14 protein-coding genes and 2 pseudogenes are annotated in these 19633 nt (G+C 39.6%); 14 read left to right on the forward strand and 2 right to left on the reverse strand.

The features are described from left to right. The first annotated feature begins 571 nt into the window (after positions 1-571). The 3 genes and pseudogenes from AC1DLI_RS30795 to AC1DLI_RS30805 all read left to right on the forward strand — a co-directional run bounded on the left by AC1DLI_RS30795 (position 572) and on the right by AC1DLI_RS30805 (position 3989). On the forward strand, positions 572-1153 hold the full coding sequence (locus tag AC1DLI_RS30795) for a helix-turn-helix domain-containing protein (RefSeq protein ID WP_477608953.1): 582 nt from the start codon (positions 572-574) through the stop codon (positions 1151-1153). 40 nt (positions 1154-1193) lie between these two features. Next, on the forward strand, positions 1194-2315 hold the full coding sequence (gene eutH, locus AC1DLI_RS30800) for an ethanolamine utilization protein EutH (RefSeq protein WP_477608955.1): 1122 nt from the start codon (positions 1194-1196) through the stop codon (positions 2313-2315). Continuing rightward, positions 2299-3989, forward strand: a pseudogene (locus tag AC1DLI_RS30805) (aminopeptidase P family protein). Before eutH ends, AC1DLI_RS30805 begins: the two are co-directional and overlap by 17 nt. 128 nt (positions 3990-4117) lie before the next feature. Here AC1DLI_RS30805 and AC1DLI_RS30810 read toward each other — a convergent pair. After that, a complete protein-coding gene (locus AC1DLI_RS30810) occupies positions 4118-4441 on the reverse strand; it encodes an extracellular solute-binding protein (RefSeq protein WP_477608957.1) in 324 nt (107 codons plus the stop codon). 288 nt (positions 4442-4729) lie between these two features. Here AC1DLI_RS30810 and AC1DLI_RS30815 point away from each other — a divergent pair, with 288 nt between their 5' ends. From AC1DLI_RS30815 to AC1DLI_RS30840, 6 genes are all read left to right on the forward strand, one after another. Continuing rightward, positions 4730-5776 carry a LacI family DNA-binding transcriptional regulator gene (locus AC1DLI_RS30815; protein WP_477608959.1) on the forward strand — a complete coding sequence of 349 codons (1047 nt, stop codon included), beginning with the start codon at positions 4730-4732 and terminating at the stop codon, positions 5774-5776. 388 nt (positions 5777-6164) lie between these two features. Next, positions 6165-7433, forward strand: a complete 1269-nt coding sequence (locus tag AC1DLI_RS30820) for a Gfo/Idh/MocA family protein (protein WP_477608961.1) — start codon at positions 6165-6167, stop codon at positions 7431-7433. Positions 7434-7468: 35 nt separating this feature from the next. After that, a complete protein-coding gene (locus tag AC1DLI_RS30825) occupies positions 7469-8410 on the forward strand; it encodes an ABC transporter permease (protein ID WP_477608963.1) in 942 nt (313 codons plus the stop codon). Positions 8411-8414: 4 nt separating this feature from the next. Then, positions 8415-9308 carry a carbohydrate ABC transporter permease gene (locus AC1DLI_RS30830; RefSeq protein ID WP_477608965.1) on the forward strand — a complete coding sequence of 298 codons (894 nt, stop codon included), beginning with the start codon at positions 8415-8417 and terminating at the stop codon, positions 9306-9308. A 34-nt stretch (positions 9309-9342) separates the two neighbouring features. Continuing rightward, on the forward strand, positions 9343-10956 hold the full coding sequence (locus tag AC1DLI_RS30835) for an extracellular solute-binding protein (protein ID WP_477608967.1): 1614 nt from the start codon (positions 9343-9345) through the stop codon (positions 10954-10956). A 68-nt stretch (positions 10957-11024) separates the two neighbouring features. Beyond that, positions 11025-14228, forward strand: coding sequence for a hypothetical protein (locus tag AC1DLI_RS30840; RefSeq protein ID WP_477608969.1), 3204 nt, complete (start codon positions 11025-11027; stop codon positions 14226-14228). 324 nt (positions 14229-14552) lie between these two features. On the opposite strand, the gene AC1DLI_RS30845 is transcribed toward AC1DLI_RS30840, so the two are convergent. Continuing rightward, positions 14553-15104: a helix-turn-helix domain-containing protein gene (locus tag AC1DLI_RS30845; RefSeq protein WP_477608971.1), complete on the reverse strand. Its 552-nt coding sequence runs from the start codon at positions 15102-15104 to the stop codon at positions 14553-14555. A gap of 151 nt (positions 15105-15255) precedes the next feature. On the opposite strand from AC1DLI_RS30845, the gene AC1DLI_RS30850 reads away from it, so the two are divergent. From AC1DLI_RS30850 to AC1DLI_RS30870, 5 genes and pseudogenes are all read left to right on the forward strand, one after another. After that, the gene (locus AC1DLI_RS30850) at positions 15256-16446 is read left to right on the forward strand and encodes a glycine C-acetyltransferase (protein WP_477608973.1); all 1191 of its coding nucleotides are present in this window, start codon (positions 15256-15258) and stop codon (positions 16444-16446) included. Between the two features lie 17 nt (positions 16447-16463). Beyond that, the gene (locus AC1DLI_RS30855) at positions 16464-17411 is read left to right on the forward strand and encodes an NAD-dependent epimerase/dehydratase family protein (protein ID WP_477608975.1); all 948 of its coding nucleotides are present in this window, start codon (positions 16464-16466) and stop codon (positions 17409-17411) included. A 227-nt stretch (positions 17412-17638) separates the two neighbouring features. Next, positions 17639-18586: pseudogene (locus AC1DLI_RS30860) on the forward strand (Gfo/Idh/MocA family protein); the annotation flags it as partial. Between the two features lie 226 nt (positions 18587-18812). Then, on the forward strand, positions 18813-19343 hold the full coding sequence (gene sigK / locus AC1DLI_RS30865) for an RNA polymerase sporulation sigma factor SigK (protein WP_477608977.1): 531 nt from the start codon (positions 18813-18815) through the stop codon (positions 19341-19343). A gap of 172 nt (positions 19344-19515) precedes the next feature. Then, a partial coding sequence (locus AC1DLI_RS30870) for a TetR/AcrR family transcriptional regulator (RefSeq protein WP_477608987.1) occupies positions 19516-19633 on the forward strand: 118 nt, incomplete at its 3' end.

The raw sequence follows: 19633 nt of genomic DNA on the forward strand, positions 1-19633 counted from the left end.
TTGATAAAAATTGTAAATCACCAAAGGTTGGATTTGTTTAAATAGGTTACATTATCTGTATAGCAATCTAGCATGCTCTTATGGTTGCATCTAAGGAGGGGAATTCACATTAAACGCATTTCATCCAAATTCAACTATTTACAATGCAACAAAATCAGGGAGAAGTTTCAAAACTTGATCGAAGCTAGAAAATTTTTCCTCATTTTAATATAGATCAGTACCTAAAAAACATGACCTAACCAGAAGACTGAGGTTGGTTAATCAAATTGTAGGCAGACTGTATCTTTACTCTCCTTCGAGTTATTGGCGCTTTAGTTGAGTAAGGCACTATAAGATAGCTCTTTTTCATATTTTATTATTTAATAATCTAGGCGCATAGATCTAATAGAGATCTAATAGATCAAGCGTCTGTTTTGTGCCAGATTGTGTAATTCTACGGACTGTTCTTGAGAGAATAGATGATTACGTTAATTTAATGATTTTCATATTTATGAAATTATTTCATAGTATATTGATAATTACTCTAAATTATATTATATTATTCACAATAATGAAAATCCGGGGTGAATTTATGAATATAGGAATGGAAATAAAGAAATTGAGGACTGAAAAAGGAATTACTTTGAAAGAGTTAAGTGAAAAAAGCGAACTATCTGTTGGATTTCTGTCTCAATTAGAAAGGGGGCTTACTACCATAGCTGTTGATTCACTTGAAAAACTAGCTGATATTTTGAAAGTACATTTAACACATTTTTTTGATTATCCACTAAAAAGGAAAGATATGGTTTTAAGAAGTTATGAACAAGAATTAATGGATTCAGTAGAAGGTGGTTTTATTAAGTATAGTTTAAGTAMAAACTTAGAAAGTAAACAACTTTTTCCAAGGCTTATAGAAATTCTTCCTCAAAAGAAAGATGAAGAAATATTATCCTATAAGCATAAGGGAGAAGAGTTCATTTATGTTTTAGAGGGTATATTAACAGTTTACATAAATGGTAAGAGGCATGAAGTATATCCTGGTGACAGTGTTCATATGGACTCAAATATTGCCCACAATTGGGCTAATTATACGAACAAAAAGGTCAAGCTTATAGCTGTTAATACGCCTAATTATATCTACAATAGTGGGTTTTATACTACAGATGCTGATTAGTAAAGACATTATATAAAATAAATAGAAAGTGATCATAACAATGGAAAAATTTGTATTATATCTAATCGGTTCTTTTTTTGTAATCGGAGCTATTGATTATATTACCGGAAATCATTTGAAACTGGGTGGGAAATTTGAGGAAGGCATAAAGACCATGGGAGCTTTAGGGCTTGGCATGATAGGAATACTTTCTTTAGCCCCTATATTTACAAATTTTTTATCCGCTGAGATTATTCCAATCTTTAGAGTTTTTCATCTAGATCCTTCTATCGTTCCTGCAGCATTTTTAGCTGTAGATATGGGGGGCTATCAAATGGCTAATGAGCTAGCATTGACAGAGGAAATGGGGGCATTCTCAGGAATTATCATCGCATCTACATTAGGAGCCACAATTAGTTTTTCAATACCTGTCGCGTTAGGGATGCTTTCTAAAGAGGATGAAAAATATTTTTCTATGGGTGTGTTGGTTGGAATTATTACTATACCAATAGGATGTCTTGCAGCAGGCTTATGGCAAAAAATAAATATCAATATATTAGTATGGAATCTGGTACCTATATTTGTTTTTGCCATTATTTTAGGAGCCGGATTATTAAAAGCTCCTCATGTTTTTATAAAAGTTTTTAATGTATTTGGAAAGCTTATAATGAGTTTGAGTACTGTTGGATTACTTTTACAAGGTATAGATGTGATATTTGGTGTAAGGCTTGTCTCAGAATTAGCAGCACTATCTGAATCTACTGTAATAGTAGGCAAGATCGCATTTGTTTTAGGTGGAGCATATCCTATGCTAGCACTTATCAATCGAATTTTTAAAAATAGTTTTAAAGAAATAGGGGAGAAATTTGGAATTAATTCAGTGTCAGTAGCAGGCATTCTAGGAAGTTTGGCTAGTAATCTGTTGATATTTGGAACATTTAAGGAAATGAATCCTAAAGGAAAAGTGGTATGTACTGCCTTTGGAGTAAGTGGAGCATTTGTATTTGGAGGTCAATTTGGATTTGTGTCAGGAGTAGCCCCAGAAATGTTAGGAGCGTTTATCATATCAAAGCTTACAGCCGGAATAATTAGTATAGTACTAGCTGCATGGCTATATGATCGTGAAAATAAAGAATTTAGTCTTAAGGAAAATGGAGGTATTAGTAATGAATATCAGGGATAGGGTCGAAAAGTTAAGACAGCTAATGAAAGAAAATCAAATGGATGCTTATATAATTCCCAGTTTTGATGCACATCAGAGTGAATATGTAGCAGAACATTGGAAATGTAGACAATGGATATCAGGATTTACAGGGTCTGCAGGTACTGTAGTTATTACATTAGAGGATGCTGGGTTATGGACAGATGGTAGATACTATATTCAAGCAGAAAAGCAGCTTGAGGGCTCAGGAATCAGATTATTTAGAATGGTGGATCCAGGGGTACCATTTTATTCAGAATGGCTAGCAGATGTTCTTAATGAAGGAAGCATTGTGGGCTTTGATGGAAATGTTTTTTCAATTAATATGGTTAAAAAGATGGAAAAAGATCTAAAAGCAAAGAGAATCGTATTAAAAATGAATCAAGATTTAATTGGTGATCTGTGGGAAGATAGACCAGAGATTCCTAAAGGACCAATTTTTACTCATGACGTAAAATATGCAGGCAAATCACAAGTAGAAAAATTAAATGAAGTAAGAAAAGAAATGAAAAATATAGGAGCAAATTATTTTATTTTAACTTCCCTTGATGACATTGCATGGCTTTTGAATATAAGAGGGGCCGATGTGCCTAACAATCCAGTTGTAATAGCTAATGTAATCGTAGCAGAACATAAATGTTATTTATTTATTGATTCTTGCAAGGTTTCCCCTTTGGTTAAATTAGAACTGGAGGCTGAAGGAATCGAGTTAAAAGCGAATCATGAAATACAAACTTTCTTAGGAAATCTTTCAAGCGGAGATACTATTATTTTAGATACGAATAAAACAAATAGCAGATTATATAATGCCATTAACAGTATTACAAAGAAAATTGAAAGTCCTGACATCACGACTAATTTAAAAGCGATTAAAAATGAAGTTGAGATAAAAAATGTAAAATGGTGTGAAATAAAAGATGGTTTAGCCATGGTGAAATTTATAAAATGGCTAAAAAACGTTGTAGACAAAGAAGAAATTACAGAGATTACTGCAGAAGAAAGATTAGAAGATTTCAGAAGGGCGCAGGACAATTTACTCTTAAGAATGAAGGTCTTTTTTTAATTGATTCAGGCGGACAGTATTATGATGGAACAACAGATATTACACGAACGATTGTTTTAGGAAAACTTACCGATGAACAAAAAAGAGATTTTACTTTGGTGTTAAAAGGATTTATTGCATTAAGCTCAGTAAAATATTTATACGGAGCTACAGGCTCTAACTTAGATGTTTTAGCAAGGCAACCAATATGGCAGTATGGTTTAGACTATAAATGCGGGACAGGACATGGGGTAGGTTTTTTCTTGAATGTTCATGAAGGACCACAAAGCATAAGGAATAATAATAATGTTACATTAGAAAAAGGCATGATTATTACGAATGAACCGGGAATATACCTCGAAGGTAAATATGGAATTAGAATTGAAAATATGATGTTAGTAGTTGAAGACGAGAAAACAGAGTTTGGTCAATTTATGAAGTTTGAAACAATTACGTATTGCCCAATTGATTTAGCCGGTATCAATAAAGATATGTTAACAGAGAGTGAAAAGCAATGGTTAAACAATTATCATCAAGAGGTATATACGAAGCTAGCTCCTTATTTAAATAAAGAAGAGAGCGGATGGCTAAGGGAAGAAACTAGGGAAATATAAAAAGGAATAGGAAGGGATTAAGAATACTAGGTACTCACTTAGGTTCGTTACGGAGAAACTTACCACAAATAGGACAAAATTTTTACAAGTGTCTGTAACCACTCTTGGAGCGGTAATCCACGTAAAGGTTAAAGCGGCATAAGTAGCATGAGCACATCAAGCACATCCTTGAGCTGTTTCTCCACAACTCCCTTGTGCATCGCAAAGCCAAATACCGTTGGTGAAGATTGCATTTCCTCGGAAAGCATGAACTTAATAAATTTCCAAGCTTCATCTTGAACTTTGGACTTGCTGTTCATGCCTAAAGTGAAATACGACTTAAATGGCGTTCCGTTATTTTGTCCAGTTACTGTTGGCTTTTGATAGATATTAAACTTTGGATCAAGCATTTGAGCCAAGCCTGTTATTGGATCGAGAAGGTTAGCATTGCCGAACTTGCCGAACAAGTTCAAAGTGTATGGGTACCAGTTTAGAAAACGTCTTCTTTTGTAAAGGTTGGTCGCACTTCCATTTTACCAAAGAACGGTTTCTTTTTGTTTTGCCTAATTGAAAAAAAGAGGTGCCCCTAGCCATATTCATGGCTTTTGGGACACCTCTTTTTGTCTATGAGTCAGCGATTGATTAACAATCAGATTTTTCAGATTTTCATTCATCACCATATTGACTCTCGAATAAAAGCGTATTAAAATGAAATTGGAAAGCGTTTGGCGCCAAAATTAGGGAATAAGGAGCACTGTATCTTGCCCACACTCAAAGATATTGCAAACCAGGTCGGCGTTTCCGTTTCTACGGTTTCAAGAGTCATTAATAACGATACGAGTAGGCAAATTAATGCGGAAACGAAAAAAAGAATTTGGGAAGTTGTCCTAGAATTAGGCTATAAGCCGAATGAAGCTGCGCGCAATTTGGTTCAAAATAAAAGGGAAGAAGCTAAGCCTTCTATGCAGGTAGGCTGCATAGTGATGAAACCGCAGTTCCGAGGACAGCACCCTTATTTCTCCCCCATTTTATCAGGGTTGAGCAAACAGTTGCAGGATTCTGGTTATACATTGGCTTATATTCACTCCTTGGATGAACTGCAAAGCGAGCAGCAACTGCACAGAGTGGTAACGGAAACACAGCTGGATGGGATGTTTCTCATCGGAGAGATTGATTCTGAGATTTTAACCTATATCCGAAAGCACATCCGAGCAGTTGTCGGCATCGATTTAACGGATGCAGACGTTGCTGACATTGCTGTTGTGGATTATGACCGGATAGCTGCTGTTCAAGTCGCAATTGAACATTTAATTGCACAGGGAAACCGTAAAATCGGCTTTATCGGAGGCGATATGGGTACCAATGGAAACCCAGAAGATAAGCGATTTATTGGATTCAAATATGCGATGCATCGCGCCGGATTGGAAGTGAATTCCGACTGGGTAATCGATACCGAGTGGCTGGTTGAGAAGAGCTATAGCGGCATGATGAATGTATTAGAATCACAGTCAAACGATCTGCCGACGGCCATGTTTGCTGCAAGCGACACCCTTGCAATTGCGGCCATGAGAGCGGTCTCGGAGAGTGGACTGCGTATCCCTGAAGATATGAGTTTTATCGGCGTAGATAATATCGAATTGTCTGAGTACACGAATCCACCTTTGTCTACAGTCGCTGTTCCGAAATACGAAATCGGGGTTACTTCGGCCAAACTTTTAGTTCAATATATAAACGGAACCTTAGATATACCTGTGAAAGTACAACTACCATTCCAACTGGTCATTCGACAGTCTTCTGTGAGATCATAATTATTTACGGAAATCCGTAGATAATTTTTTTTAGCAGGTTTGGAAAACGCTTTCCTGTGTTGCCCCAAAGAAAGTTAATGGTCAAATATAAGAATTTCTATATATTACTCGATAAGCTGGCTATATGTCTAGGTAAACGAATCCGTCCAAGATAGCATAATTATTTACGGAAATCCGAAGATAATTATTTTTAGCAGGTTTGGAAAGCGCTTTCTTGTGTCGCTCCAAACAGTGAAGCCGTTTATTTTGATTCTATTAGGAGGTGATGGACTCGATCGTACATAAAAAGCATAATGACACGTTTCTTCAGTCGCAATGTAAAAACACGTACTTTAATGAAGGTATTGCACTTACAGGTACTAAGGGAAAGGGAGAAGGAAAAACCACAATGAAAACATTGACAGCTGTGCTTATTGGAGCGGGATCTCGCGGAGCTCGAAGCTATGCGCCTTATGCGCTTGATTATCCGCATGAATTAAAATTTGTGGCTGTAGCCGAACCAAATAAAGAAAGGCGCGAGAAGTTTGCACAGGAGCATAAAATCCCTGCCGAGCACTGCTACGCAACTTGGGAGAAAATCCTAGAACTGCCGCAAAAGGCGGATGTCATGATCATTTGTACGCAGGATCGAATGCATCATGAACCTACGATTCAGTCATTGAATAAAGGCTACCACGTTCTGTTAGAGAAGCCGATGTCGCCGGATCCGAGAGAATGCATCGAAATGGAAAAAGCAGCAAAGGACAACAACCGTTTGTTGTCGATCTGTCATGTGCTGCGCTACACGCCATTCTGGTCTACGATTAAACGGATTATCGATGAAGGACGCATTGGCGAAGTGGTGTCAATCCAGCTTAACGAAAATGTGGGATATTGGCATATTGCGCACAGCTTCGTGCGCGGGAATTGGAATAACTCGGATACGTCCAGTCCGATGATTTTGTCCAAATCCTGTCATGACATGGACATCTTATCCTGGCTGATGGATCAGCCTTGTGTGCGAGTCAGCTCGTATGGCTCGTTGATGCACTTTCATTCTGGCAATTCACCGGAGGGGGCTACGGACCGCTGTTTAGACGGCTGCGCTGTGGAATCGCAGTGTCCGTATTCGGCACCGAAGTTTTATTTGGGGGATGGGAAAGACTGGGCGTGGCATTTTACACAGGATGCTTCCAAAGAGGCCATCATAGAAGGTTTAAAAACGTCACCGTACGGTCGCTGCGTGTATAAATCCGATAATAATGTGGTTGACCATCAGGTAGTTAACATGGAATTTGCGAATGGCTCCACGGCAACCTTCAGCATGTGCGGATTCACGATGGAGCAGGAGCGGATTGTCCAAATCATGGGCACAAAGGGGCAAATCAACGGCCATGATGATAAAATCACTGTGTACGATTTTGTTACGAAAGAGAAGAACGAAATCTCCATTCATATGCCTAACAGCGGGCACGGCGGCGGTGATGCAGGGGTCATGCGCAGCTTCTTAGGTGAAGTCCGCACGAATAGTGGTGAGGAAAGCTTGACGTCCGCGACCGCCTCGGTTCGCAGTCATTTGATGGCCTTTGCAGCCGAGGAGTCCAGATTGAACAAGGGGAAATCGGTCGAAATTGTCGAGTTTGCCGAACGGATTATGGGTGCGGAGATGGGCATATAGCGATAAACAACAAAATAATGAAATGAGGTGAGTTTTTGTCGACGACTACTGAAAAAGCAACTAGAATGTCATTCATTTCAAAATTTAAATATGATTGGAAATGTAACCGCTTTATTATGCTTATGTCGCTTCCAGGGTTAATCATGATTGCCTTGTTTGCTTATTATCCCATGGTCGGTATCGTAACTGCTTTTCAAAATTACAGTTTGTTTTTAGGGATTAGAGGCTCTGAATGGATTGGCTTTGATAACTTCATACGGTTTTTTAATGATCCAAACTTTATTAGAATTATAAAAAACACGTTTGTCCTTGGTCTGTTTAACTTGCTGTGGACTTTTCCCGCACCCATTGTTCTGGCTTTGTTGATTAACGAAATGGCACTTCCAAAAATTAAGAAATTTATTCAAACCGTTACGTATTTACCTTATTTTATTTCGGTTGTTGTCATTGTGGGCATTATGAAATCCGTGTTTAGTGGTAGTGGTATTGTAAATGAATTGTTAGCAATAGTCGATGTTGCCCCTATCCAATTTTTTAACGAATCCGATTACTTTAGAAGCTTGTATATTGGCTCAGGTATTTGGCAGGGAGTTGGTTATTCCAGCATACTCTACTTGGCGGCCATTACAGGGATTGACATAGAAATGTATGATGCGGCTAAGATGGATGGCTGTTCTAGGTTCAAACAGATTTTTCATATTACGCTGCCCGGCCTCCGCCCAACCATCATTACCTTGTTAATTTTAGCAGTTGGCAATATTGTCAGCGTTGGATTCGATAAAATTCTGTTAATGTATAGCCCTGCCACCTATGACGTTGCCGATGTTATATCTACTTATGTTTACCGTAAGGGTATAATCGACCAAGATTATGGATTTTCAAGTGCTATTGGGTTATTTAACAGTGTGGTTTCCATTGTTTTATTATTAGGAGCAAACTTTTTTTCCAGAAAACTCCTAAAAGAAAGTTTATGGTGATGTCATGAAAAAAAATCCTAACAGAATTAAAGATCCAATAGAAGATCGGGTCATGCTTTCCGTTGTGTACATCATTTTGGCTATTGTTGTACTGGTTATGCTCTATCCCTTTGCTTACGTTATGTCTGTGTCTATAAGCGATCCCGCAGAAGTAATTGCGGGGAAAGTTACTTTTTATCCAAAAGGTTTTGACCTAGGTGCATACAAGACCATGATTGACCAACCTGTTTTTTTCTCGGCATATAGAAACACGATTTTATATACTGCGCTTGGAACGTTTTTTACCTTGTTTTTCACATCCATAACAGCATATCCACTTTCCAAAGATAAGTTTAAAATGCGTGCATTTATCTCCAAGGTGTACATTATAACCATGTTTATGGGTGGCGGTATGATTCCAACCTTTCTGGCTTATAAGTCCCTACATTTGCTAGACAGCATTTGGGTTATGGTTCTTCCGGGGGCGTTGACCGCATGGAACATTATTCTCATGAGATCCTTCTTTAGGAATATACCGGAAACCCTAAGTGAATCCGCTTACATTGATGGGGCTACTGAGGCTCAAATTTTAGTGAAAATCATTTTGCCACTTTCCAAGCCAATCCTGGCAACCATCGGCTTATTTACAGCTGTTGGCATTTGGAATGATTATTTCTCTGCGTTGATTTACTTAAATGACGCCGGAAAATATCCTTTGCAGATGATTTTAAGAAGTATTTTGGTAGCTGCAACCATAGATCCAAGCGATAAAGGCGCTTATGCTGAATTAACTCACTCTGCAACGGAATCTTTAAAAATGGCATCCATTGCCATCACTACCCTTCCTATTATGTGTATTTATCCTTTTATCCAAAAGTACTTTGTCAAGGGACTTATGGTTGGCTCAATAAAAGGATGATCCAATATTATTTACTAAAAAGGAGAGATTGGTTATGAAAAGATTTTTGGTCTTATTTGTAGCTATCATTATGTTGTTTGTTTCAGGGTGCAGCAACAAGTCAAACGAATCTGCCAACAGCGCAGAACCATCAGGCAACTCTTCGGCTTCTACTAATGAACAGGCATCAGACCCAAATGCCAGCGGAGCAGAAAAAATTAGCGCAAAACCAATTGAAGTTACTTGGTTTACAACGGCAAATACTGCATACACTGGCGACGAAGAAATTTTTAAGACAATTCAAAAGTACACAAATATTAAAATCAAACCCATTACCGTAGCCCGTGCAGACTATACAGAGAAATTGAATACCTTGATAGCATCTGGAGAACTACCGGATTTGATAACGTTATATGACGGACAAAAATATGGGGACCTTTATGGTCCACAAGGAGCATTCGTAGATTTAACACCTTATATGGAAGAAGGGAAGCTGGATACTTACAAAGCAATGTTGGAAAAATATCCACCTGCTATGGATCTAACTCGTTCGCCTAACGGCAAATATTATGGGGCCCCAAGAATCTATGATGTGCCTTATCGTGTCGACGAAGGTTTTTTGGCCAGAAGTGATATATTTGCAAAACATAACCTATCCATGAAGCCCGAAACTTTTGACGATTTATACACGACCTTAGTTGAACTGAAGAAACTTTACCCAGATTCTTACCCCTATTTTGTAAGATGGGGCACGTCTCACTTAGTTGCTAACCAAGCTTACTTTAGAGGAACGAGCAACTCATTCTTTCTTGACCCAGCTCAACAAAAATATACGTACGGTCCAGAAAGTCAAGCCTACAAGGATACGTTGGTTTACTTGAATAAACTGTATTCCGAAGGCTTATTAAATCCGAACTTTGCTACGATTACAGATGCTGAATGGAATGAACTCTTAGCTACAAACAAAGGTTTTGTGACCGTTGACTACCCACAAGTTGGCGATGAGATCATTCAACAAATGGGAAGCAAAATTCAACAGGGCTTTGAATTTACGTCTATGCTTCAACCAGCTTACAACAATAATAGAGTTGGTACTGTTGTTTTAAGTGGCTATTACCAAAGTTATCGAGTGATTTCAAACCAATCTAAATACAAAGATGAATTGGTTAATTTTCTGAACTGGACGTACAGCCCAGAAGGTATCGATGCAATGCAATTTGGTATCGAAGGCGAATCTTATGAAAAGAGTTCCGATGGTGTTGTGAAATTCTTGAAGGATTTTCAAACTGCTGCTACACCAAATGGTACCATCACGAATTCGGGGTTAAATGACCAAGGCCTTTTCAGTGTTGTAAATCAAGACGCTATTAATAATTATGAGTTAACTGGTGCTGCAATGAAAAAATCGGTAGCATTTATGGAAGAAAACCAAGCCTTTGGCAAGGCAACCTTTAATGCAAAATTCAGCGATAAGAATGAGAAAAAAGAATATACCGACCTCAAAACTGCTATTGATACCTATGTAGAGGAAGCTTCGGTAAATGTGATTATCGGTAAGCAAAGCATTGATACCTGGGATTCAAAAGTTATTCCACAGGTTAAAAAACTTGGCTCTGACCGAGCTCTGGAGCTAATCAATAAAGCCTACGACGAGACTTTTAAGAAATAATGGACATAAATTAAGGTGAACATAGGAGCGTGATGTTTCACGTTCCTTATGTTGATTAGGAGGTACGTATGTTTAGCAAACTGACCATACAAGACTATTCGGAACCGCCCCATATAAAACCGGGAAATTCCTTGAATTGTGACTTTATACTGGATGATCTGGATTTTATCGCAAATAACGATTTCAAAATCATGTTAAAAGGCGAATATGCCATGCACCCCTCTTGGATGACAGAGGGAGGATACCCCTATTTATATCGAATGATTGATGACTGTCTGTCTCCAAATGATACCCATCATAGTCAGTTTTGTTTGCATCTAGAAGGAAAAGGTGAATCCTATCGAAAGCGCGCCTATTATAAATTTGTAAAACCTGTACACGCCGGCAATCATTTTACCTTTTCTATCTTTGCAAAGGCAGAGCATTTAAAAAAGAATAACAACACAGCTGATTTGGAAATTGTTTTTGAAAAGCGGTTCATAAAAGAAGGGGTAGACACGGCTTCCATCAGTTTAGACCCCGATGAAGTCATTATCATTCCTATAGAAGAAGGTACTTACCCTTGGCAAAAGATTGAGAGAGATTTTGTTTTAGAGGATGATGTGGCTTCCATTTTGGTTTATATCCAAGTGAAGGGATGCCTTGGAGACCTTTACCTGGAAGACCCACGCTTTAATGGTAATTTCTACAGTGAACCCAACTATAATTATTTGGCTCCGTTTACGATGTCTGATCCTTACCATGAAGAAATGAACTGGTTTGGGGAGAATCTATCCAAAAAAGAATGGGCAAACCTAATGATTAAAATCAACAATGAGATTTGCTTTGACGGCGAATTTTTTCAACGGTGTTTACGGTTTTCCGAAAAGGAATTCAAAATAGATAAGGATCTATTGAAAATAGGTAAAAACACCATCAGCATCACCAATCAAGCAGATTATTTTATGCCCCACCCTTACACGGTTAAATCATTATATTTGCTATATCAAGAGGCAAAAAACTTAACTGTAGTTGGTTTCGATGATTGCATTCCTCTGCATACGCAAATACCTATTATGGTTTACCTAAAAGACCGATCTACCGTTATCGTAAGCGCCGTTGAAAAAGAGAACCTGATTTTTGAAAAAGAACATTGTTGTCAAAAGGGTTTTAACGTAATCAATTTTATGGCTACATCCCACCAAACGAATTTCAAGATCAAATTAAATTGTGGTCTGGAAGAAGAAACGATTACCATTACACGAACAATAGAAAAAAAAGATGACAATGTATTAACAGGAACCTCAGACGCCATTTTTATTAGTCAAGATATAGAAGATTTTGATGAGTTTTTTTGTTGGTACTTAAACAACCGTTTGGGGAATTTTATATCCTTACGGCCTGTTTATCGATGGACTGGAACTAGGGAATTAAACAAAGATTTTTGGGCGCACCTTGTCAAAATCTTTACGGAGTACCGCTATCATTATTGCCACATTATTGATGGGCGCGAGCTTCCAGGTATGAATGCAAACCCAACGAAAGAAATGCTAAATGGACCTTATTTTATTGGAAATCAAGGACACGAAAGAGACGGTGCCTTCTATTATTGGGGTATTGGGCGGGGCGCTAAATTTTCTTTTTTTGACGAGCTCATGGAGCGGTTTATAGATAAAATTGAAGATAGAAAATATTTAACGCCTCCTGTTTATGCACAAAATAGAGTTTTTTCAGGTTATAATCCTGTGAAGCCAACGGACATGGGAGAGGCGGCTGCACAACTCGTTGAAAACGTTCGCTATTCGTTAAACGGCGTGAAAAGACATTCGGGTCCAAGCACGCTATTTAAGTATTTCTACGAGGGTGGCTTAGAAAGCGCAGGCAGTGAATTGATGTATGGTCCACATGAGATTATAATCGCTGCACAGCGGGGAGCGGCAATTGCATACAACAAAAAAGATTTGTTAGCGCATTTGGCCGTTCAATGGTCAACACTGCCTCATGACACAAAAGAACGGTTTAGAAGGTATCAACTTTCATTATTTGTTTGCTATACTCATAACATCAATCACATCAATACAGAGGAAGGGCTTTGGCATATCGAAAGTGAGATGGCATTTTTCGATCGGTTTTCCCGGGCTTGCCTTGAACATTTAAAAGTGCAAAAAAACTTTGCCCATTTTGTGAAAACCCATACAAGACCTACGAAAATGGTTGTCCCATTTGGTTTTTTACATGGAAATAATGATGCTTGGGTATGTTTTACAAGGCCCAATGCATGGGGACAAGTCGGCGATAAATGGAAATTTAATCATATGGAGGAAAGCTGGGATTTGCTAAAAACCTTCTTTCCGGACTCTGTTTTGAGTGCCATTTATCGATACCCATGCGAAAACAAACCACAAGGATTTTATTCCAGAACCCCTTATGGCACGGTTGATATTTTACCGATAGAGGCTCAGCCAGAAACGTATCAAAAATATAAAGTGCTTGCATTTTTAGGTTTTAATACCGCTACAGATCAACAGTTTCATAAGCTCCTTGAATTTTGCTACGATGGTGGCACGACCATTCTAACTTGGGCTCATCTTTTCACCACAACGGATCGAGATGAGGCTTTGAATGGAACAAGTGGCCTAATCGAGAAGGGCTTAATGGAAAAGGTGTTGGGGATAAAGGAATATGTTTATCCTGAAAATGTTGATAATCCTAAAAGGATCATGGACCTTACATTGCAAGATACAGTAACGGTAGTCGAAACACACCAAGGCAAACCATTAATTATTCAAAACACTGTAGGCAAAGGGAAAGTTATCTTTATCAATTCACTGCACTATCCTGCCAACCCAGTCATACGAGAAGAATACCAAGCTGTGTTAAAACAAACCGCAGAGGAAGCTTGCAAAGCTGAGTATGAGAAAGGGTATATCGTTTGTGATGATACCGTTAACTTTACCGTGTTTGACCGTGAAGATGGGCTGAGAGTAATCTACTTACTAAACATCGATTGGTGGAGTGACAACGAAATTGCCAAAGCTACATTGAAATGGAACAACAAAACATTTGAAATCAATGTTGAGCGTGAAAAAATCAATATGATAACGTTATCCGAATCAGTTGGCATCCTATCACGGGATTTTGATACAGAGGTGGTTTCCATCCAAGAATCCATGGGTGAAGCTATCATTCGCCTGCAAGGGTATGGAACTACATCCTTAGAGGTGCTGACAAAAGACAAACAAGAAAAAACAATTCAGATTGATGGCTTTTATGAAATGAAACTAAAAACGTGAACATCAAATAACCCCCACCACAGGGAGGCCGCTGAAAAAAAGTCTGACTCGTGAAAAAAAAGTACATTGTTAAGCGGAGCGATTTACTCCAGTACAATAGAGTCAGCCACATGATCGATGTAATCGATCAGTTCCACGTCAAATCCGAGTGATTTGTAGTAGTAAGATAGCAGTTTTAACTGAAAATCTATGAAAATGCACCTCGTGTTATTGCTTTAATGGTGGTAGGATTACTTCCATTAAACCATTTTTTGCTTGGTGCATTTTTGTCTTTTATCCGAATTTATGAGCTTATTGAACACGCTCTTGTAGTGTTAATATGAATTAAGGATAATAAATAAGAACGTGATATCGCACAATATTATTCGTATAATTCATATAACTATGGGGCTGATCAGCGATAAATCTAAGGGATTCATTTGGCTTAATTGTGTAGTTTCTGCCGTCAATTGTAATTCCCAAACTCCCTTCTAAAAGCATAATGTATTCCTCTACTCCGGCAGTGTGYGCCTCGGATTCGTGAACGCAATGCGGATCCATTTCAACCAAATAAATCTCGAATTGCTTGTGCGGACTAAATGGAAAAAGTGGATAGGAACGAAATGAGCCTTTTTCTTCTAATAAGGGATCCATATCTGCACTGTTGACAATAGAAACGGAAGGACCTTGTTCTTCGATTAATGAAGTGAATGATAAACGAAGTCCATTGGCGATTTTCCAAATAATAGAAATAGAAGGATTTGATTCACCGCGTTCGATTTGTGCAAGCATTGCCTTGCTAACTCCGGTTAACTCAGCCACTTTATCAAGACTCAGGCCCCTGCCGTTACGGATTGACTTTAAGTTTTTACCCAATTTAACATGTATCGGTTCCACGATTTCCCCACTCTCTTTTTTTGTTTTTCACCCATCGTAACGTAAAAAAACTCGAAAGTCGACTATTTCATATTTCACCATTGTGCGTTATTTAATACATGTGTATACTATAACATACATAGTGTAACGTATGTATTGAGGAGGCGAAATTATGTCCAGCAAACAATTAGAGCAATTCTTAACAGACAATTTGACGGAGCTAAAAAGTAAAGGGCTGTACAATGTTATTGATCCCATGCAGGGGGCAAATGGCCCGATGATTACTATTGCGGGTAAAGAGTATATTAATTTATCCTCGAATAATTATCTGGGATTAGCGACTGACTCTAGATTAATTCAGGCAGCCGTAGAGTCTGTGAACATTTATGGAACAGGGGCGGGATCGGTTAGGACAATTAATGGAACATTAAACATTCATCTGGAGTTAGAAGAAAAATTAGTTGAATTCAAGAATACGGAAGCTGTTGTTGTCTATCAATCAGGGTTTAATTGTAATATGGCAGCTATCTCGGCAGTGATGGATCAGAATGATGCAATTCTATCCGATGAATTAAATCATGCTTCAATTATTGAAGGGTGCAGATTATCCAAAGCCAAGATTATCCGCTACAATCACTCCGACATGGATGATTTGCGGAGTAAGGCGAAGACAATTAAAGAATCCGGATTATATAAGAAGYTCATGGTAATTACGGATGGGGTTTTCTCCATGGACGGGGACATTGCGAAGCTTCCAGAAATCATTGAGATTGCAGCGGCGTATGACCTTATAACGTATGTGGATGATGCTCATGGTTCCGGAGTTCTGGGAGGGGGCGCGGGTACAATAAAGCACTTTGGGCTTTCTGATCAAGTGGACTTTCAAATTGGTACGCTCTCCAAAGCTGTCGGCGTCGTAGGGGGATATGTTGCGGGCAAGAAGGAATTAATTGATTGGCTCAAAGCCAGAAGCAAGCCGTTTTTATTCTCAACCTCATTGCCTGCTGCTGCTGTAGCACCCAGCATTGTGGCTATAGATATCATTAAGAACAGTCCAGAACTTATGGATCGATTGTGGGGGAACGGTGATTTGCTGAAGAAAGGACTCCGTGATCTAGGCTTCGATATCGGAAACAGTGCGACGCCGATATCACCATGTATTATTGGGGATGAAAAACAGACGCAGCAATTTAGCAAAAGGCTTTATGAAGAAGGTGTTTATGCAAAGGCGATCGTATTCCCAACAGTACCAAAGGGAGGAGGAAGAATCAGAAATATGCCAACCGCAGCGCACACGGGGCCAATGCTTGAAAAAGCATTATCAATCTATGAAAAAATAGGGAAAGAGCTGAAGTTAATATAAAAGAGAGGGGCATTCAGATGAAAAGAATAATGGTCACTGGCGCATCGGGTCAAATTGGCACTGAGCTTGTCACTAGACTACGGGAAATTTATTGTACTGATCAGGTAATTGCTACGGATATAAAAAAAGTAAGCACAGATGAAGGATCAGGACCCTTTGAATTTCTGGATGTCACCGATCCTCAAGCAATGTATGACATTGCCAATAAATATCAAGTGGATACAATCATTCATTTAGCTGCACTGTTATCTGCGACTGCGGAGGCGAAACCGTTGCTTGCTTGGCAATTGAATATGGGGGGATTGCTCAACGCATTAGAAGTGTCTAAATCATTGCGATGCCAACTCTTTACTCCAAGTTCGATCGGTGTATTTGGACCAACGACACCCTATAGTAATACGCCGCAAGAAACAATTCAAAGACCAACTTCGATGTATGGTGTCAGTAAAGTCTCAGGGGAATTATTGTGTGATTATTACTATAACAAGTTCGGGGTCGATACTCGGGGCCTGCGTTTCCCCGGAATCATCTCCTATGCAACTCCGCCGGGGGGAGGAACTACTGATTATGCAGTAGAAATTTTTTATGATGCAAGTGAGAGAGGACGTTATACGTCTTATATTTCGCAAGGCACTTTTATGGATATGATTTATATGCCGGATGCTCTTGAAGCAATTATCACCCTAATGGAGGCAGATGCATCCAAGCTCAAGCATCGCAATGCTTTTAATGTATCAGCAATGAGTATCGATCCCGAAATGATTGCTACAGAAATTAGAAGACATATTCCTCATTTTGAACTCGCTTATCAAGTGGATCCGCTCAGACAAGCGATCGCAGATAGCTGGCCTGATGCGATTGATAGCACCGCTGCCAAGGAAGAATGGGGGTTTAGCGTAGAATACAATTTGGAGAAAATGACTAAAGATATGCTCTCGCAAGTGTCCCTTAAATTCGTGGGGTAATGTGTCTCGGTTGCCTGGTCTCAAACTCTATAAGTCGAATGTAATTGTCCCACTGATCACTAAAAATTTACCGCTAAGCCGACCGATTTTCAGGATTTGCTCCTGATTTTCGCTCGGCTTTTTCTCAATATTTTCTTCCGTTTCTTTTTCAAGAACAATAGAACGTTTCTGCATTACCTCTGCTTTCATATCCTACTTTAATTGAAGGACACAGCTCAAGAATAGTGATCGAGATGGAACGCGCGGCAAAGGAAAACAGCCGACTATTAACGATTTGCCACGTGCTTCGCTATACGCCGTTCTGGTCAGCCGTCAAGCGAGTCATTTCCCAAGGTCAAGTCGGCGAAGCCGTGTCGATTCAATTAAATGAAAATGTAGGGTATTGGCATGTTGCCCACAGCTTCGTACGAGGTAATTGGAGCAACTAGGATACGTCCAGCCCGATGATTTTGTCCAAATCATGCCACGATATGGACGTTTTATCATGGCTGATAGATAAGCCGTGCGTTCGCGTCAGTTCTTACGGATCGCTTATGCATTTCCACTCCGAAAATGCTCCTGAAGGTTCTACTGACTATTGCATTGGCGGATGCGCCGTCGAGCCCACCTGCCCATATTCGGCACCTCAGTTTTATCTCGGAGAAGGCAAAGGCTGGGCGCGGCATTTCACCGAGGAATCTACAAAGGAGAGCATAATTAGAGGCCTTCAAGAGACAAATTACGGACGCTGCGTGTATAAAAGCGATAACAACGTAGATGATCACCAGGTGGTTAATATGGAGTTTGCGAATGGTGCCACCGCCATGTTCAGTATGTGCGGTTTTACGAGGCACCAGGAGCGGCGAATTCAAATCATGGGAACCAAAGGAGAAATTCGGGCCGATGAAAGTAAAATCGTTGTTCGTGATTTTCTGACCCATGAGGAAACCGTCATTGAAATACCCGATCAAGCAAGCGGCCACGGCGGTGGAGACAGCGGCATTATACGCAGTTTCCTGAAAGAGGTCCGTAGCTATACGGGTGGAGAAAGCCTCACCTCAGCATCGGCTTCCTTAAGAAGCCATATCATGGCATTTGCTGCAGAGCATTCACGACTTCATAAAGGCAAGTCGATAGAGCTGGATGAATTTTACAATCGTATAATGACCGAAATCCCGGAATCGATTCACCAATAATTTAAAGGAGATGAATCGCTTTGGCCATTCAAGAGACCGAACTTGCTGCTCATTACCGTCGACCAGATGCGAGGCGATTGATTAAGCCCTGCCGCGCATCCGGTCGTAGAAACGCCGAATCTGGATGGACTAGCTCATAACAGGGTTATGTTCCATAATGCCTATTCTGCTACATCAAGCTGTGTTCCGGCCGAGCAGCTATCTTTACTAGTTTTCGATTTGCCAAATGACATCGGTTCGTGTCCACAACGTCAAAAAATTTGACAATACAGGTGAGGATCTCGAAGACCTGATTTCGATCGGAACGATCGGATTAATCAAGGCAATCGAGAGCTTCCAAACTGGAAAAGGCACGAAGCTTGCGACGTTCGCGGCTCGTTGTATCGAGAATGAAATACTTATGCATCTCCGGTCTTTGAAGAAGACCCGGAAAGATGTGTCTTTGCATGATCCGATTGGCACGGACAAGGAAGGCAATGAAATTACGTTGATCGATATCCTCGGCACGGAGGCAGATGATATCGTGGATAAGGTGCAGCTGAAGATTGAAAAGTCGAAGATATATAAAAATTTGGATATACTCGATGATCGTGAGAAGGAAGTTGTGATTGGTCGATTTGGACTGGAACATGGCGGGGATGAGCGGACGCAGCGGGAGATTGCGAAGGAGCTTGGGATCTCGCGGAGTTATGTGTCGCGGATTGAGAAGAGGGCGCTCATGAAGCTTTATCATGAGTTTTATAAGGCGAAGAGGTAAGGTCGGTCAGTCGGAGAAGTCGCACTCCACAGCGTAAAWAGCCTCCCATGGATTTGAACAGTTGTTCATTCCAGGAGGCTTTTTTCATTTTAAGAGCAAAATCGCGATCTCAGTTGACAGATCTTTTTCCAACTAGTCAGTTTTTTTCTAAATTAACGAGAGGCGGATCACCTTGAGTAAAGAGAAAATTATCCAAACAGCGGTTGAAGTATTTTCAGAAAACGGTTACCATCGGGCAAGTATGGATGAAATTGCTTTGAGAGCCAATGTCGCCAAAGGAACACTTTACT

It is taken from the genome of Paenibacillus sp. 01T443 (assembly GCF_056398325.1).

Bases quoted from the DNA above. Each gene is read 5' to 3' on its own strand.
- sigK (WP_477608977.1), top strand. From the start codon at position 18,813: ATGACATCGGTTCGTGTCCACAACGTCAAAAAATTTGACAATACAGGT.
- AC1DLI_RS30820 (WP_477608961.1), top strand. From the start codon at position 6,165: ATGAAAACATTGACAGCTGTGCTTATTGGAGCGGGATCTCGCGGAGCT.
- AC1DLI_RS30835 (WP_477608967.1), top strand. From the start codon at position 9,343: ATGAAAAGATTTTTGGTCTTATTTGTAGCTATCATTATGTTGTTTGTT.
- AC1DLI_RS30855 (WP_477608975.1), top strand. From the start codon at position 16,464: ATGAAAAGAATAATGGTCACTGGCGCATCGGGTCAAATTGGCACTGAG.
- AC1DLI_RS30830 (WP_477608965.1), top strand. From the start codon at position 8,415: ATGAAAAAAAATCCTAACAGAATTAAAGATCCAATAGAAGATCGGGTC.
- eutH (WP_477608955.1), top strand. From the start codon at position 1,194: ATGGAAAAATTTGTATTATATCTAATCGGTTCTTTTTTTGTAATCGGA.
- AC1DLI_RS30840 (WP_477608969.1), top strand. From the start codon at position 11,025: ATGTTTAGCAAACTGACCATACAAGACTATTCGGAACCGCCCCATATA.